This window comes from Lysinibacillus sp. NPDC093692, from assembly GCF_050280125.1.
GTDB lineage: Bacteria > Bacillota > Bacilli > Bacillales_A > Planococcaceae > Lysinibacillus.
In genome coordinates this window covers 54637-70556 of the sequence record NZ_JBNNUW010000003.1, presented here as the reverse complement: position 1 = coordinate 70556, position 15920 = coordinate 54637, and the positions used below count along the sequence as shown (strand labels likewise).

The window sequence follows — 15920 nt, the reverse complement described above, 5'->3', positions numbered from 1 at the left end:
CCATCAAACATTTGCAAAATTGTTTTACTAACATAATCTATTCTAACGAAAGATTCTGATAAAGTCTATACCTTGTCTTTTATTCATTTTTTACATAAAAATATGACGGTTTTTTCTACTTCGTGTACTAAAACAGATATTTCCGAAAATCAGAATTATCTATTTTTTCTATATTTTTGCGCATGTTGTTGATCTAAACGATAAATAAATGCAAAAACCTCAGCGACGGCTTCGTATAATTCTTCAGGAATTGACTCATTTAAATCTAATTGTCCGAGTAATTGAACGAGGTTAGGATCCTCATATATCGGGACATCATGCTCATTCGCACGCGCTAATATATTTTCTGCTACTTTCCCTTTTCCTTTTGCTACTACCGTTGGACTATCAAAACGGCCTAACTTATACGTGAGGGCGATAGCCTCTTTTCGAGCAAATTTTTCTTCACTCATATGCGAAAATCCACCCCACTATGTTCCTCCTGCTGTTCTACTACAGGTTTTTTTTCTGGTTGGGCTTTCTCAAATTGTTTAATAAAAACGCCTGAAAGTTGATACTCTTTTTCAGCTAATCCTATTTTTAACGCTGCTTTTAGTGGTTCGGCAAGCGGAATAATATCATTATTTTCATTAAATACTGTCACAGAAACGACACGGTTTTGGACTTGCATATCAATAACCGTTTCTTTCATAGATTCCATTTGTAAATAAAATAATATGCGTGCGTAATTGGCATCAATTTTACCGTCTTCCTTCATGCGTCCATTCCACTGTAATGTTGCATCCATTTTCTTGCCGAAAAATTCTAATGGCACTTGCATAATAAGCTGATGCTGATGGCCATTTTCTCCTGATGCTAGCTGCATACCATTCATACGTGCCATTAACATTTCTGCAGCTTCCTTCAGCTGCGGAGTAACATGCGCTTCCTGCAATAATGTATGTAATTGCGGTTTTAATTGATGTGCAATCTGCTGTAAATCGGCTGACTTATTACTAAGAGTCGCTTCATAGCTAACTCCTAGATTTTTTAATACCGTTTTAAGCGCATGTTCCATTGCTTTACTGTCCATAGAATTTTGTACATGAGCATCCGCTTGTGTAACAATTTGCTGAATCATTGCTTGCGGGGATTCAACACTATTTCTCATGAGATTTCGCATAAATGCTTCGTTTTGTAGCGGAGTAGTTGCTTCATGCTTTAAAAGCGATAATAAATGGTCTTTCACTGAAAGAGCATTCGCGTCTTGTGTAAATAAACGCGCCGAAGAATTTTCTGAAAACGCCTTTATAAGGTGTTCTTGCATTTGTTTTGCAAAAATCTCTAGCGTTTGTTTAGTTGCTGGTAGCTGTTTAAATCGATCGATAAGTTCATTTAATGATTGCTTTTGTTCATTAGTTAACAAGCTTTGATTCATTGTCCATGATCTAAGCTGATCAACAAGATGATGAATGTTGTCAGATTTTGTCGTTAAAATTGTTTGAATAACTTCTCCAGCCTGTTGCAGCTGATTTGACTGTATCGGCTTTACATCGCTAAGGCTGGACCAATTTTGCAAGGTTGCCTGCTGAGGTAGTATCCCCGCCTCTTTTAAACTATTCATAGCTTGAATCTTTTCACTCATAGAAGCCGCACTATTAGTTAATATTTGTATGGACTTAGCAAGGACTAAACTACCTGTTTCTACTTCAAAAGGCTTTGCAATTGCTTGTAGTTGTTGCATTAGATTTTGCTTAAGGTTTTCTGATAAAGCTATATCCTTCGTTAAAAGCTGTGTAAAGTTTTCCATTATGGAAACCATGCCTGCAGTTTTTTGTCCACTTAGAAGAGCTTGAAAAACATCATTTGTCATTGGCATTTTAAACTCTACCATTTTTTGAATGGCTTGCAGGGCATCCATTTTTGCTACGCCCTCCGGCAATGCCTTTAACCACATTTCTGCCTGCATTAGCTGCTCTTTTGAAATCGGTAGCTGCGCCTTCATAAAATGAGCTAGAAGCTGCTGTGATTCAGCTGTTTTAGGTAAATTCATTGATTCAAGTAACTGATTAATCTGTTGACTTTGGGAAGCCGTTTGCGCCATAGGACCCGTAACAACTTTTAGTTCGGTTTGTGGGCTTGTACCAGTTACTTGAAAGAAATGCGCATCACCTGCTTTTAGCGGCACTTCGAGTTTTGCAATAAACTTTTGTTGACCAACCTGTATTTCTGCCATTTGATCTGGATATAATTGTTTGATTGTTCCTTGAAATATTTGTCCTTGTTTTAAAGTAAGTGGTTGATTAGCAGAGGTTATAGCAGCTTGTTGCATTTGAATCGGATTAAAAGATGTGGCTGTCATATACATACTCCTTTCATCAATTACTCCTTGGCGTAATTGGCTTCTATTTTTATTTAGCTTATCATTTTATAGCGTGGGGTTGATTTCTGCTCCGACTGGACGCTTTGCCTGGGGCGTCCAGTCGGAGCTCCAATCAACTTATGCACATGATCGTTTTAGCAAATATCATTTTTGGTGATGTGCCTTTTTCTGAATGCTATTATGTTTTTAAAATACTATCAATTATGCCTCGGCATAATTGCGTTCGGAATTGGCTTTGTGCTTAGGCCTGCAGATGTTTTTTGTGCGAAAGCGCAGCGTCAGCAACATGTTTTTGTCTGTGCGACAGCGCAGCGACAGCAACAACACGAGGGCCGACACGATGTCGGTCATTTCGGTAATGCCACAGGACGTGGCGTTCTTAGACTGAGTTCCTCTACTTTAGCGAATGTTTGGACATCTGCTGAAAGAAGTTAAAGCATTGACTTAATTGGCTCAAATGATTTGCGATGATGAATAGTCGGACCGTATTCTTCCAGTGCTATTAAATGCTGCTTTGTCCCATACCCCGCATGCTGAGCAAAACCATACATAGGGAAATCCTCATCCAGTTGATCCATATAATCATCTCGAGCCGTTTTTGCCAATATCGACGCTGCTGCAATAGCTAAGCTTTTCGCATCTCCTTTAATGATTGAATCCTGCGGAATAGAAATTGGTAGCGTCATAGCATCTACTAGCACATAATTAGGTTTCATAGATAACGATTCTACGCTTGTCTTCATCGATTGCTTCGTCGCTTCGTAAATATTTAATTCATCAATTTGTTGCGCTGATTGGAAATGGATAAAATAACTTAATGCATGCTCCTTTATTAAAGCAGCATAGGCACTGCGTTTATCTTTTGATAATTGCTTTGAATCATTTAATCCGACTAGCGCTTCACAGTTTGCAGGTAAAATAACAGCAGCTGTTACTACTGGTCCTGCCAACGGTCCACGTCCTGCTTCATCTACCCCTGCAATGAAGGCATCTTCTCCTCCGTAGCTTTGATCGAAATCGACCTTTGCTTGATGTTCCTGTAGTAGCTGTTGTTTTTTATCTTGACGCTTTTTCCAGCTTAGCCAAGCCTTTTGCACACCGGCACGCTCGTCTGTCTCTACACCGGACATCCAGTCTTGCCATTCCTCCGCTTCCTTCAAAGCTGCTGTAATTTCTTTAATCGTTTTCATCTATTTACTCCCTTTTTGGTTCTTACAGTTAAACGTTAATCTTATTTCTTTCGGGCTAAGGGCTCGTCTAAACATTTTGGCGTGTTCCACAATATGTACTTGAATGCACATTCATTTCAGAAGGACGCTAATCCCAAAATAATTATAACTTCTTTTTCACGCTCTATATCATTTATCGGCAAGAAGAAGTATTCCTAAAAGAAAAACTGTCACGCTCACGATTTATGACGTGAGTATGACAGTTTTCTTTATTGCTGCTCTGTTTCTTTTTCAAGTTGTTCGTGAACAAAGTCAAATGTTAGTTTGCCTAATTGTTGACCACGAATATCTCGAACGATTAGTTGAGCTACTTGATCATAATCGATTTCTCCACCAGGACCGAACACACGACGAAGTTTACCGATATGGTCGAAAGTCTCAACTAAATCTTCATGTACAAACTGGAAGCCATAGCGCTCTTCCATTCGTGCTGGATAATGAACGGATAAAAAGCGTAGACCATATACTGCTAAATCCTCCATATTCGTTATCGTATCCTTTATAGCACCTGTTAAGGCTAATTTGTAGCCTACTTCTTGATCTTCAAATTTCGGCCATAAAATACCTGGCGTATCGAGTAATTCAAGCTCCTTCCCAACCTTTATCCATTGCTGAGCCTTAGTTACCCCAGGCGTATTACCTGTTTTGGCTATATTTTTCTTTGCAAGACGATTAATTAGCGTCGATTTCCCTACGTTAGGAATTCCAACAATCATTGCGCGAATAGCTCTCGGCTTCATGCCACGTGACTTCATACGGTCAAATTTTTCTTTCAATATTTCTTGAGCAGCCTTTGTCACCTGCTGTAACCCTTTGCCTTCAAGAGAATTAATTGCTACCGCCTTATGACCACGTTGCGCAAAGTACTCTACCCACTTACGTGTTTCATGCTCATCTGCCATATCTGATTTATTTAAAATAAGAAGACGTGGTTTTTGATTGATCACTTCGTCTATCATCGGATTTCGGGAAGATAGAGGTAAACGTGCATCTATTAATTCAAAAATAATATCAACGAGCTTTAATTTTTCTGTTACTTCTCTGCGGGCCTTTGCCATATGCCCTGGAAACCATTGTATAGTCATATCTATACCTCCTAAACTAAAAGAAAAAGGGAGTACTTAGCCCTCCCTTTCAAGAATTACTTTACAATTTTAATATCACTAAACGGCCAGAAAATAAGACTTGTATTACCAATAATCTCTTTCTGATCGACAAGTCCTATATGACGACTATCCTTACTGTATCGACGATTATCTCCCATAACGAAAACATAACCTTCTGGAATTACATCTCCTTTTAGGTTTACATCAATGTCGTTTAACTTAAAATCCTCTGTTAAAGTACCTTCTGTAATTTCTGATTTGTAAGCATCTAAATAAGGTTCGTCTATCGGTTCGCCGTTAATGTATAATTGATCATTTTTATATTCCAAAGTATCTCCTGGTAGCCCAATAACACGTTTAATATAGTTCTTCTTTTCAGGAGCGTGGAATACAACAATATCAAAGCGTTTTGGTTCACCTATTTTATAACCAATTTTATTCACAATCATACGATCGCCATCTTCAAGGGTTGGCATCATGGACTCTCCATCTACTGCAATAGGTGTAAATAAAAAATAACGAATAATCGCTGCAATCGCAAATGCAATTAGAAGTGCCTTAGTCCATTCCCATAGCTCATTCTTTTCCTTAACCTGTTTTTCCATCGAGAATTGCCCCCTTGTCTAACCTCATTTTAGTTGATAGCTATTTAAGATGACAAGCAAAAAGAAAAGGGGCTTGTTGTACAAGCCCCTCACTTTTAAGTCATAATTATCGAATTTCTTTAATACGAGCAGCTTTACCACGTAGGTTACGTAGGTAGTAAAGTTTAGCACGACGTACTTTACCACGACGTACAACTTCTAAGTTAGCGATTTTTGGTGTGTGTACAGGGAATGTACGTTCAACACCTACACCATAAGAAATTTTACGAACTGTGAAAGTTTCGCTAATACCGCCACCACGACGTTTAATTACTACACCTTCGTATACTTGGACACGTTCACGTGTACCCTCTACTACTTTCACGTGTACCTTAACAGTATCACCTGGACGGAAAGATGGTAGATCCGTGCGAAGCTGAGCTTTAGTAATTTCTGTAATAATGTTTGACATTGTTTTCTCTCCTTAGACAGATGCTCTTGCACGCAATCTATGCCACAGCGGAACACCGTAATTCAGTACTCCACATAGAAGTACAGATTAGATGTTATCATAAATATAGATAGCAATCAAGCATCTTTATTATTGTTTTTAAGTTTTTCTAAATACAATTTTTGCTTATCTGTTAACGGATAATTCTCGAGTAAATCCGGACGACGTTCGAACGTTCTTTTCAAAGATTCTTCTTCACGCCATTGCTCAATCTTCGCGTGATTGCCTGATAGTAAAATATCAGGGACTTTCATTCCGCGAAAATCAGCAGGTCGTGTATAATGTGGGTGCTCTAGAAGGCCTGTTGAGAACGAATCTTGTATGTGGGAATCCTCTTGTCCTAAAACCCCCGGCAGAAGTCGTACAACGCTATCTATAACCGTCATAGCCCCTAGTTCGCCACCAGTTAATACGAAATCTCCAATTGAAATCTCGTCTGTAACAAGATGTTGGCGAATGCGTTCATCATAACCTTCATAATGACCACATAAAAATACTAGTTCTTGTTCTTGCGCTAGCTCTTCTGCCTTTTTTTGAGTAAAACGCTCACCTTGTGGACACATCAAAATGATACGAGGATTTCTTCCTTCTGTAATAGACTCGACAGCGCTAAACATCGGCTCTGGTTTTAATACCATGCCCGCACCACCGCCATACGGATAATCATCTACTTGATTATGCTTGTTACCCGAAAACCCACGGATATCAGTTACTTCTAGCTTTACAGCACCTTTTTCCTGTGCTTTCTTTAATATGGATGCACCAAAAACGCCTGTAAACATATCAGGAAATAGACTTAACACATTGATATTCATCATAACAAGCCTTCCATTACATGGATCACAATTTTCTTCTCATCCACATCAATTTCCTTGACGATGTCTTCGATATATGGGATGTAATGCTCTTTTTTATTACCCTTGACTACCCATACATCATTTGCTCCTGTTTGAAGAATATCGGCTACTACTCCGATCGTTTCGCCTTCTTCAGATACAATTGTACAGCCAATTATTTCATGGAAGAAATATTCATTTTCCTTTAATAATTCATCTGTCATTTGATCCTTCGTAATTTTAAGCATTCCTTCTTTAAAAGTTTCAACAATGTTAATGTTGTTCATGCCTTCAAAAGTTAATAAAATGAAGTTTTTATGACGACGCATTGATTCAATCGTTACCCATGTTGGCTTTTTATCGTCTTTTTTAAACGCCGCAAGCTTATTTCCTACTGCGAAGCGCTCATCTTCAAAGTCTGTTGTTGATAACACACGCACCTCACCGCGAATACCGTGTGTATTGACAATACGACCTACATTAAACCATTCCATTCAAATCTCACCTCGTATGAATTTCGCCTTGACATAATTGTGCTGTCACTTCTCTTTCGCACAGTACACAATTGCTAAACATGCCTATCCCCGTCAAGCTACTAGCTAGCCAGAACAAAAGTAACCTTCTCTCACTTTCACCTAAAGTAGCAGATTAACTTTTGGCGGACGATGTTATAGCTAAGAAGTCCCTTAATGTCATTATGTTCAATTACTTCTCAAAGTAATGATGATAATGAAAAAAGGAAGGAACCGGCAAGCTCCTTCCTTTGTAGTCCAGATTTTCCGCTTTACCTCAAAGCCACTTCGAATTCCTAAGTGCATGTAAACATACCTATCAGGACTCTCCAGTGCTTGTTGCATGTAAAAGAGCGTGAAAATCTTTTCTATCAATCCAATATATCGACGTAGGTCTTTTTTTGATGGTGACTACCCGCCGCTGAATAAACAATTGTACGAATTGCTTTCGCTACTCGCCCTTGCTTGCCTATGACTTTCCCTCGATCCTCTGGATGAACAAAAAGTTTATAAACAATTCGATTTGCATTTTCATCCGTCTCAATACGAACTTCTTCTGGATAATCGACTAACGGTAAAACGATTGCTTCAATCAGCTGCTTCAAAGACGTCGCCCCCGATTATTTACTGAATTTTTGGTTATGGAATTTTTCCATGATTCCTTGTTCTGAGAACAAGTTACGCACTGTATCTGATGGTTTTGCACCGTCAGTTAACCATTTAAGAGCTTTCTCTTCATCGATGTTTACAGTAGCTGGTTGAGTTAGTGGGTTGTAAGTACCAACTGTTTCGATTGAACGACCGTCACGTGGTGAACGAGCGTCTGCAACTACGATACGATAGAAAGGAGATTTTTTAGCTCCCATACGTTTTAAGCGAATTTTAACTGCCATTTTAATAGCACCTCCGAATAAGTTTCACACAAGATAGTATATTATCAATGTTTAGGTTGTTTGTAAAGTGTTTTTTCTTAACACCTAAAAATTATTATTTAAACAATGAATCAAAGCCTGGTAGTTTCATCTTTTTCTTTCCTTTGCCACTTGCCATGCCTGTCATTTGCTTCATCATTTTTTTCATTTCATCAAATTGCTTTATTAAACGATTTACTTCTTGAATTGATGTCCCAGAACCCTTCGCTATGCGCTTTTTACGGCTACCGTTAATGATTTCCGGATTCGTCTTTTCAGCAGGTGTCATCGAATAAATAATCGCTTCTACGCGGCCCATTTGCTTATCATCAACTTTAACATTGTCTAAACCTTTGATTTTGCCGGCACCTGGTAACATTTTTAAAATATCCTCAAGTGGACCCATTTTCTTTACTTGCTGCAATTGCTCAACAAAATCATCGAATGTAAAGCTCTGAGTTTTAAATTTTTCCTCTAGTTCTTTAGCCTTAGCTTCATCAACATTTGCCTGAGCCTTTTCAATAAGCGATAAAACGTCACCCATACCTAATATACGAGACGCCATACGCTCTGGATGGAAAGGTTCTAGCGCATCCATCTTCTCACCCATACCGACAAACTTAATCGGCTTCTGCGAAACGGAACGAATTGATAACGCCGCACCACCACGTGTATCACCATCAAGCTTTGTTAAAACAACCCCTGTAATACCGATTGCTTCATTAAAACTTTCTGCCACGTTTACAGCATCCTGACCTGTCATAGCATCTACAACTAGGAACACTTCATCCGGCTCTTTTAACGCACGAATATCTTTTAACTCTTGCATTAATTCTTCATCAATATGCAAGCGCCCTGCTGTATCGATTATCACAACATCATGATGTTCTTCTTTGGCCAACTCAATTGCCTGTCGTGCGATTTCTACTGGAGATACATCAGTTCCTAACGCAAAAACAGGTAGGGATAACTGCTTTCCTAATGTTTGTAGCTGTTGAACAGCCGCTGGACGATAAACGTCAGCAGCAACTAGCAATGGCTTACGATTATATTTTTTACGTAACACATTTGCCAATTTACCAGTAGTAGTCGTTTTCCCCGCACCTTGTAAGCCGACCATCATAATAACTGTCGGTGGCTTTGTATTAAATTTGATTGGGCTTTGCTCGCCACCCATTAATTCTGTTAATTCCTCTTGTACAATTTTAATAACTTGCTGACCTGGCGTTAAGCTTTGCATAACATCCACGCCGACAGCACGTTCACTGACCTTTTTAACGAATTCTTTGACAACTTTTAAGTTAACATCCGCCTCGATTAAAGCAAATCGGACTTCTCGCATCATTTCTTTAACGTCTTGTTCCGATACTTTACCTTTACCTTTAATCTTTTGGATCGTTCCTTGGAGTCGTTCCGCTAATCCTTCAAAAGCCATTGCTTTCGCCTCCTAATCCCATTCTTTCAACTGTTCTATAAGCGCCAACTGCTCTTCACCTGTCATACTTTGTTCTGTAATCCCTGTTGTAAGCTGCGCAAGCATTTGTGTACGTTGTTGAAATTTTTCCAATAAACATAGTTTTTCTTCATATTCTTCAAGCATCGCTTCTGTTCGACGAATATTATCATAAACAGCTTGGCGGGAAACTCCATACGATTCAGCGATTTCTCCAAGCGAGTGATCATCTAAATAATATAGCTCCATATAACTTCGTTGCTTATCTGTTAATAATGCTTGATAAAAGTCGAAGAGAAAGTTCATGCGTGTTGTTTTTTCAAGTAGCATCGAATGTTTCTCCTCCCGTTATTAGTCATTTGTATCATATCGAAAAGCGCCCGTCTGTGTCAAGGTAATCTCCTTGTCTAAAAGCCTTAATTAACCGCTTTTTAGGCGTTTTTCACCTATAGCCAGTATTTCCCTTTTAAACAACGCGATTCCCCTGCACAGACGAGCGCTTCAATTAACAATTATTTGTTAATCCTCATTATTTTGTAATTCTTTATCTAAACCATCCGCAAATAAACCATACACATAGCGTTCTGCATCGAATGGTTGTAAATCATCCATCTTTTCACCAAGACCTACAAACTTCACAGGAATGTGTAATTTATTTCGAATAGCAAGGACAATACCACCTTTAGCAGTGCCGTCAAGCTTTGTTAAAACGATTCCTGTTACATTTGTAGCTTCCTTAAATGTTTGTGCTTGAACAAGTGCATTTTGACCTGTCGTTGCATCTAATGCTAATAGTACTTCATGCGGAGCATTCGGTATCTCTCGAGAGATTACTCGATGAACTTTCTCAAGCTCATTCATTAAGTTCACTTTATTTTGCAGGCGCCCTGCTGTATCACAAATCAACACATCTGCTTTACGGTTTTTCGCTGCACGAATAGCATCGTACATAACCGCTGCTGGATCTGAGCCTTCCGATTGTTTAATCACTTCACAGCCAACACGGTCTCCCCAAACTTGTAATTGGTCGATGGCACCAGCACGGAATGTATCACCTGCCGCTAAAACAACTGTTTTACCTTGTGATTTTAGACGATGGGCAAGTTTACCGATAGTAGTCGTTTTCCCAACACCATTTACCCCAACGAATAAAATGACAGTAAGCTCCCCTTCAGGTTGCATATTAAGTTCGATTAAATCTTCTTCTCCTTGCTCATAAATTTCCACAAGCTTTTCAGAAATAATCGTTTGAATTCCGTTTGTATCTTTAATATTTTTACGCTGAACCTCGAAGCGTAATTTATCCATTAGCTCCATTACTGTTTCAAAGCCAACGTCCGCCTGTAATAATAAGTCTTCTAATTCTTCAAAGAAATCTTCGTCTACTTTTCGATAACGAGCAACTAGATCATTCACTTTTGAAGTAAATGAATTACGCGTTTTTTCCAGTCCAGCCTTGAACTTTTGTGTAATAGACCATGCAGAAGGCTTTTTCTCCTCTACTGGTTCTTCCATTAGCGCGACCTCTTGTACTTCTTGTTGCTCAAGTTGTTCTTGGTCAATTTCTTCAGGAATTTCTGTTTCAATTGAGCTTTCTGTTACAGAAACTTCCTCGACTTTTTCAACTTCCTCTATTGTTGCTTCAATTTGAGCAGGCTCAGTTGCTTCGTCTTGCTTCTGTTCAGCAACTTCTTCTTCAGTAATCTCTTTTACTTTTTCTTCTTCGACTGGGTTGCCTACCAATTTATCTTTTAAACGTTTAAAAAAACTCATGCTTGTTCGCTCCTTTGCTCCGCAAGTACGGGTTCATCTTCTAATTTTACTGAAACAAGTTTAGATACACCAGATTCCTGCATTGTAATACCATACAGCACATCTGCTCCCTCCATCGTTCCTTTACGATGTGTGATTACAATAAATTGCGTATTACGGCTAAATTTCTTCAAATATTGGCTATATCGAACGACATTTGCCTCATCTAAAGCCGCCTCTACCTCATCGAGAATACAGAAAGGTACAGGTCGTATATTTAGAATGGAGAATAATAAAGCGATTGCAGTTAGTGCACGTTCGCCACCTGAAAGCAAGCTTAGGTTTTGTAGTTTTTTTCCTGGTGGTTGAGCTACAATTTCTATACCTGTTTCTAGCAGGTTTTGAGGGTCCAATAATACTAAATCTGCCTGACCTCCACCAAACAATTCACGGAATACACGTTTAAATTGCTCTCGAATGGCATAAAATGTTTCACTAAATCGTAGTGTCATTTCTTCATCCATTTCTTTAATGGCCTCATGTAAAGTTTCCTGTGCAGCAAGTAAATCCTCACGCTGCTCAGTTAAAAATGAATGGCGTTCAAGTACCCGATCGTACTCCTCAATGGCGCTCAAGTTAACCGGACCTAGCTCTTCTATAGATTTCTTCAATAATTTCACTCGACGTCGCATATGCTCTTCATCTTCAATGACTAGAGCTAATTCTTCAGCTTCTTCAAATGTTAGCTGATAATTTTCTTCTAGCTGTTCATTGAAATTATTGATTTCGAATTCTACGCGACTTCGCTTCAATTCATTTGCACGGATTGCCTCAAGATAACCTTTATGCGTACGTTGCAATTCTTTCAACTGTTCTTCTAAAGTAGTAAGCTCTTGTTGTTGTGCTACTTTTTCATCTTTTTTCTGTGAAATAGTATCCTGCAGAGAATCTCTTCTCACTTTCCACGTAGCAACCTGCTCATCTACTTCTTCATCGCTTAAAAGATTTGTCGATTCATCAGATTGAAGCCAGATTATTTCCTGAGAAATATTGTCGACTTTTTGACGAGCTTTGTTTAATTGTAGGGCTAACTCTGCTGTAGCAATTTGCACTTGTGACATTTGCTCCTGCATTACCGCTAACTGCGAGCGTTTTTCTGCTGACTGCTCACGAAGTACATCTTTTTCCGATTCACTTTGTAGCTTCACTTTACTTAGTTGTTCCACTGTTTCATTTATTTCTAACAGCTCTGTCGCTAATGAAGTTAAACGCTCCGTGGCCACTTCCTTTTGAGCTAATAATGCTTCTTCGCGAGTTTTTACATCTTGCGTTTCATTAGAAGCAAAAGATACTCGTGCAGATAAGCTTTTCTCGACAACCTCTAACTCACGAATACGACTCGCATGCTGCATTTCATCTTTTCGAAGTTGTTCACCGTCAAGTTTCAATTGCTCTACTTTGTCTCGCAATACTGCAAGCTTCTCTTTTTCATCCGAGACAGACTGTTCAGCACTATAAATAGTTGCTTCCAACGATTCTAGCTTTACTATTAAACCATCTAATTCTGCTTTCCTTGTAAAAAGTGAAGATTGTTGCTTCGTTGCACCACCTGTTAATGAACCGCCCGCATTGACGATATCACCATCAAGTGTTACAACACGATATCTAAATCCGCATAATCGAGCAATTTGACTTGCACCTTCTAAACTTGATGCAACGATGACATTACCAAGGAGGTTCTCGACAATTGTACGGTTCTCTTCACCGAACGTGACAAGTGCATCAGCCATTTGAACAAATGCTGGGTGCTCAGTAGCTAACTGAATCATAGATAGATTAATTTTTCGTGACTTGATAACTGTCTTCGGTAAAAATGTTGCGCGTCCAGCTCTCTTTTGTTTTAACCAACGAATCGCCTGTTGAGCATATCGTTCATCGGTTGTCACAATATGCTGAGAGGCTGCCCCCAATGCCGTTTCAATAGCCTGTGAATATTTCCCATCCACTTGAATTAACTCAGCAACAGCTCCCTCAATCCCAGCTAATTCACCTTTATCACGCGCTAATAATACTTCTTTTACTCCATGGAAGAACCCAGAGAAATCAGCTTCCAGTTCAGCTAACGTATCTTTTCTAGCCTTAAGTTGTTGCTGATGCTGATAAGCTTTATAAAGCATTTCCTGCTTTTCATTAAACGATGCATTCACGTTCTTAAGCTGTATTTGCAATGCTTCATATTGCTCAAGCTTTTCCTGTAATTCGCTTGTTGTTGTAGTATGCGCAACAACTAGCTTCTCTTTTTCCGCTAAAACTTGCGAAAGTTCTTGCCCGATTTCATCCGTTTGGCCTGACATTCGTGCCGCCATCGCTTTTTGCTGCACTATTTGTTGTTCAATATTTTTTAATTCATTTTTTACCGTTGCTTCTTCGTTTAAGGAGTCGATATATCGGTTTTTTTGTTCTTCAATTTCTTGTTCAATTTCAGAAACAGAGCGATTTAAAGATTGTTCTAATTGCTTAATGCCTTGTTTCAGCTCCGATACCTCTTGCTGCTTTTCACCAAACAACTCTTTTTTCTCTTGTTCTTGAGCTATAAGAGACTCAACCTCATCTTTTGCTTCTTGTAATGCCGTATTTAATTGAAGTAGTTGATTAGAAGCATTTTGTCGCTTTTCAGCCATTAACGCTTTACGACCATCCCAACGCTCTACCTCCATCGTTGCATTAACAAACTCAGCCTGAGTAGTATCTAAATAATCATCTAGCTCTTTTAAAAGCTTACGTATACTGGCAGTTTGCTTTTCTATCGAAGAAATATGATGAGCTTGTTTTTGCTCTGTTTCATAAAGTTCTGTGTACTCAGTTTTTAGAGCATGCAAAGATTGTGCACAATTTTTTAAATCGTGCACAAGGATGGCGATATCAAAATCCTTTAACTCTGTTGACATTTGCACATAATCTCTTGCACTTGAAGCCTGAATTTCTAACGGCTCTAGACGACTATCTAGCTCATGTAAAATATCTAAAACACGATACAAATTTTCATCTGTTTCAACAAGCTTATGCTCTGCCTTCTTCTTTCTTAGTTTATACTTTAACACGCCAGCTGCCTCTTCAAAAATTGAACGACGGTCATCAGGTCGGCTATTTAAAATTTCATCGACACGGCCCTGCGAAATAATGGAGAAGGCCTCTTTCCCAAGTCCCGAGTCCATAAACAAGTCCGTAATATCCTTCAGGCGACACTGCTGGTTATTAAGTAAATATTCACTATCACCTGAACGGTATACGCGTCTTGTTACGCTGACTTCTGTATATGAAAAAGCAAGCTGTTCATCTGTGTTATCTAAAATAAGCGTTACCTCTGCAAAGTTCAGTGGCTTACGTGAGTCACTCCCAGCAAAAATAACATCCTCCATCTTTGCCCCACGTAACGACTTTGCCGATTGCTCCCCAAGTACCCAACGAATGGCATCGATGACATTACTTTTTCCACTGCCATTTGGTCCAACCACTGCTGTAACACCGGGTACAAAATCAATTCCAATGCGCTCCGCAAAAGATTTAAAGCCAATCACTTCGAGTCGTTTTAGGAACATCTATTAAGCCTCCTCTTTTGCAGTGCGTTCACGCATCGTACGCATTGCACATTGCGCTGCTTGCTGCTCGGCTTCTTTTTTTGATTTCCCACGACCAATTCCAAGCTCCTGTCCATTCAACAGTACGCTCGATACAAAGGTACGGTTATGCGCTGGACCCTTTTCATCAACAATTTCATAATGAAGAAGACCGTTATTTGTTTGCTGCACCATTTCTTGCAATTGGCTTTTAAAATCCATCACATGCGAAAAAGCACCGACTTCTACTTTCGGGAATACGATTCGTTCTAAAAAGGACACAACCGTTTGTAAGCCTTGATCTAAATAAAGGGCGCCAACAAATGACTCAAATACATCTGCAAGTAGCGCTGGGCGTTCCCGTCCACCTGTTAGTTCCTCACCTTTTCCGAGTAATACAAAGCGGCCAAAACCTAATTCATTTGCAAAGATAACAAGTGATGGCTCACATACTATAGATGCTCGTAGCTTCGTCAACTCACCCTCACTCATATTAGGGTATTTCTCAAAAAGGTATTTAGAAACAGACAGTTCAAGTACTGCGTCTCCTAAAAATTCAAGACGCTCATTATCCGTAAACAATTTACGGCGATGCTCATTCACATAAGATGAATGCGTGAATGCTTGATACAATAAATTTTTATTACTAAATGTGATATTTAATTCATGCTGTAACAGCTCGAATTGATTGCGTACTTTTTCAGGAAGCACGCCAGATTTCTGCATAGTTCCTTTTCTTTTCATAGCCATTGAACAATCTGCCTTCCTAATAGTTTCTACCGTTTAAGTGTACCTTTTTCAAGGCATTTATGCAAAAGTATTTCGGCTTAAATGCAATGTTTTGGAAGTTTAATCATTTAATTTTTTTCCAAAATAAAAAAAAGGGACGTTCACAGTTCGCACAACGAACCATTTCGTCCCTTTTTTTAAAAATACACCTTAGCATTTTCTGCTCTTCACATGAAAGAAAAGCAAGAGTAATTTCTGCCAAAGGCTTTAACTTTATTGAATCATAAACTTTTATTGTAAAATGACCGCAGTCATGTC

16 protein-coding genes are annotated in these 15920 nt (G+C 39.0%); 1 reads left to right on the top strand and 15 read right to left on the bottom strand.

The genetic code is table 11. The features are described from left to right. Nucleotides 1–155: 155 nt before the first annotated feature. Nucleotides 156–452, bottom strand: a complete 297-nt coding sequence (locus ACQKN4_RS04660) for an EscU/YscU/HrcU family type III secretion system export apparatus switch protein (protein WP_427482560.1) — start codon at nucleotides 450–452, stop codon at nucleotides 156–158. Beyond that, entirely contained in the window at nucleotides 449–2341 is a 1893-nt protein-coding gene (locus tag ACQKN4_RS04655; protein WP_427482558.1) for a hypothetical protein, read from the bottom strand. The genes ACQKN4_RS04660 and ACQKN4_RS04655 overlap by 4 nt, the downstream gene beginning before the upstream one ends. Nucleotides 2342–2599: 258 nt before the next feature. Here ACQKN4_RS04655 and ACQKN4_RS04650 point away from each other — a divergent pair, with 258 nt between their 5' ends. Then, nucleotides 2600–2797, top strand: a complete 198-nt coding sequence (locus tag ACQKN4_RS04650; RefSeq protein WP_427482556.1) for a hypothetical protein — start codon at nucleotides 2600–2602, stop codon at nucleotides 2795–2797. Here the strand turns inward: ACQKN4_RS04650 and ACQKN4_RS04645 are convergent. The 13 genes from ACQKN4_RS04645 to rnc form a co-directional block, all read right to left on the bottom strand. Continuing rightward, complete coding sequence (locus tag ACQKN4_RS04645) at nucleotides 2794–3552, bottom strand: ribonuclease HII (protein ID WP_079560443.1); 759 nt, start codon at nucleotides 3550–3552, stop codon at nucleotides 2794–2796. The genes ACQKN4_RS04650 and ACQKN4_RS04645 overlap by 4 nt on opposite strands. A 248-nt stretch (nucleotides 3553–3800) precedes the next feature. Next, entirely contained in the window at nucleotides 3801–4676 is an 876-nt protein-coding gene (gene ylqF, locus ACQKN4_RS04640; RefSeq protein WP_079560442.1) for a ribosome biogenesis GTPase YlqF, read from the bottom strand. 56 nt (nucleotides 4677–4732) lie between these two features. After that, the gene (gene lepB / locus ACQKN4_RS04635; RefSeq protein ID WP_079560441.1) at nucleotides 4733–5302 is read right to left on the bottom strand and encodes a signal peptidase I; all 570 of its coding nucleotides are present in this window, start codon (nucleotides 5300–5302) and stop codon (nucleotides 4733–4735) included. Between the two features lie 106 nt (nucleotides 5303–5408). After that, nucleotides 5409–5753 (bottom strand): 50S ribosomal protein L19, encoded by a 345-nt coding sequence (rplS, locus tag ACQKN4_RS04630; RefSeq protein WP_079560440.1) that lies wholly within the window; start codon nucleotides 5751–5753, stop codon nucleotides 5409–5411. 116 nt (nucleotides 5754–5869) lie between these two features. Continuing rightward, complete coding sequence (gene trmD, locus ACQKN4_RS04625) at nucleotides 5870–6607, bottom strand: tRNA (guanosine(37)-N1)-methyltransferase TrmD (protein ID WP_427482761.1); 738 nt, start codon at nucleotides 6605–6607, stop codon at nucleotides 5870–5872. Continuing rightward, nucleotides 6607–7122 carry a ribosome maturation factor RimM gene (gene rimM, locus ACQKN4_RS04620; RefSeq protein ID WP_427482554.1) on the bottom strand — a complete coding sequence of 172 codons (516 nt, stop codon included), beginning with the start codon at nucleotides 7120–7122 and terminating at the stop codon, nucleotides 6607–6609. The genes trmD and rimM overlap by 1 nt, the downstream gene beginning before the upstream one ends. Before the next feature lie 389 nt (nucleotides 7123–7511). Further along, nucleotides 7512–7745, bottom strand: coding sequence for a KH domain-containing protein (locus tag ACQKN4_RS04615; RefSeq protein ID WP_004269410.1), 234 nt, complete (start codon nucleotides 7743–7745; stop codon nucleotides 7512–7514). 15 nt (nucleotides 7746–7760) lie between these two features. Further along, nucleotides 7761–8033, bottom strand: coding sequence for a 30S ribosomal protein S16 (gene rpsP / locus ACQKN4_RS04610; RefSeq protein ID WP_053483320.1), 273 nt, complete (start codon nucleotides 8031–8033; stop codon nucleotides 7761–7763). A gap of 94 nt (nucleotides 8034–8127) precedes the next feature. Further along, nucleotides 8128–9486 carry a signal recognition particle protein gene (ffh, locus tag ACQKN4_RS04605; protein ID WP_079560438.1) on the bottom strand — a complete coding sequence of 453 codons (1359 nt, stop codon included), beginning with the start codon at nucleotides 9484–9486 and terminating at the stop codon, nucleotides 8128–8130. A gap of 12 nt (nucleotides 9487–9498) precedes the next feature. Further along, nucleotides 9499–9834, bottom strand: coding sequence for a putative DNA-binding protein (locus ACQKN4_RS04600; RefSeq protein WP_079560437.1), 336 nt, complete (start codon nucleotides 9832–9834; stop codon nucleotides 9499–9501). A gap of 189 nt (nucleotides 9835–10023) precedes the next feature. Beyond that, on the bottom strand, nucleotides 10024–11277 hold the full coding sequence (gene ftsY, locus ACQKN4_RS04595) for a signal recognition particle-docking protein FtsY (protein ID WP_427482552.1): 1254 nt from the start codon (nucleotides 11275–11277) through the stop codon (nucleotides 10024–10026). Beyond that, nucleotides 11274–14855 carry a chromosome segregation protein SMC gene (smc, locus tag ACQKN4_RS04590; protein ID WP_427482550.1) on the bottom strand — a complete coding sequence of 1194 codons (3582 nt, stop codon included), beginning with the start codon at nucleotides 14853–14855 and terminating at the stop codon, nucleotides 11274–11276. Before smc ends, ftsY begins: the two co-directional genes overlap by 4 nt. 3 nt (nucleotides 14856–14858) lie before the next feature. Continuing rightward, a complete protein-coding gene (gene rnc / locus ACQKN4_RS04585; RefSeq protein ID WP_079560434.1) occupies nucleotides 14859–15623 on the bottom strand; it encodes a ribonuclease III in 765 nt (254 codons plus the stop codon). Nucleotides 15624–15920 lie beyond the last annotated feature (297 nt).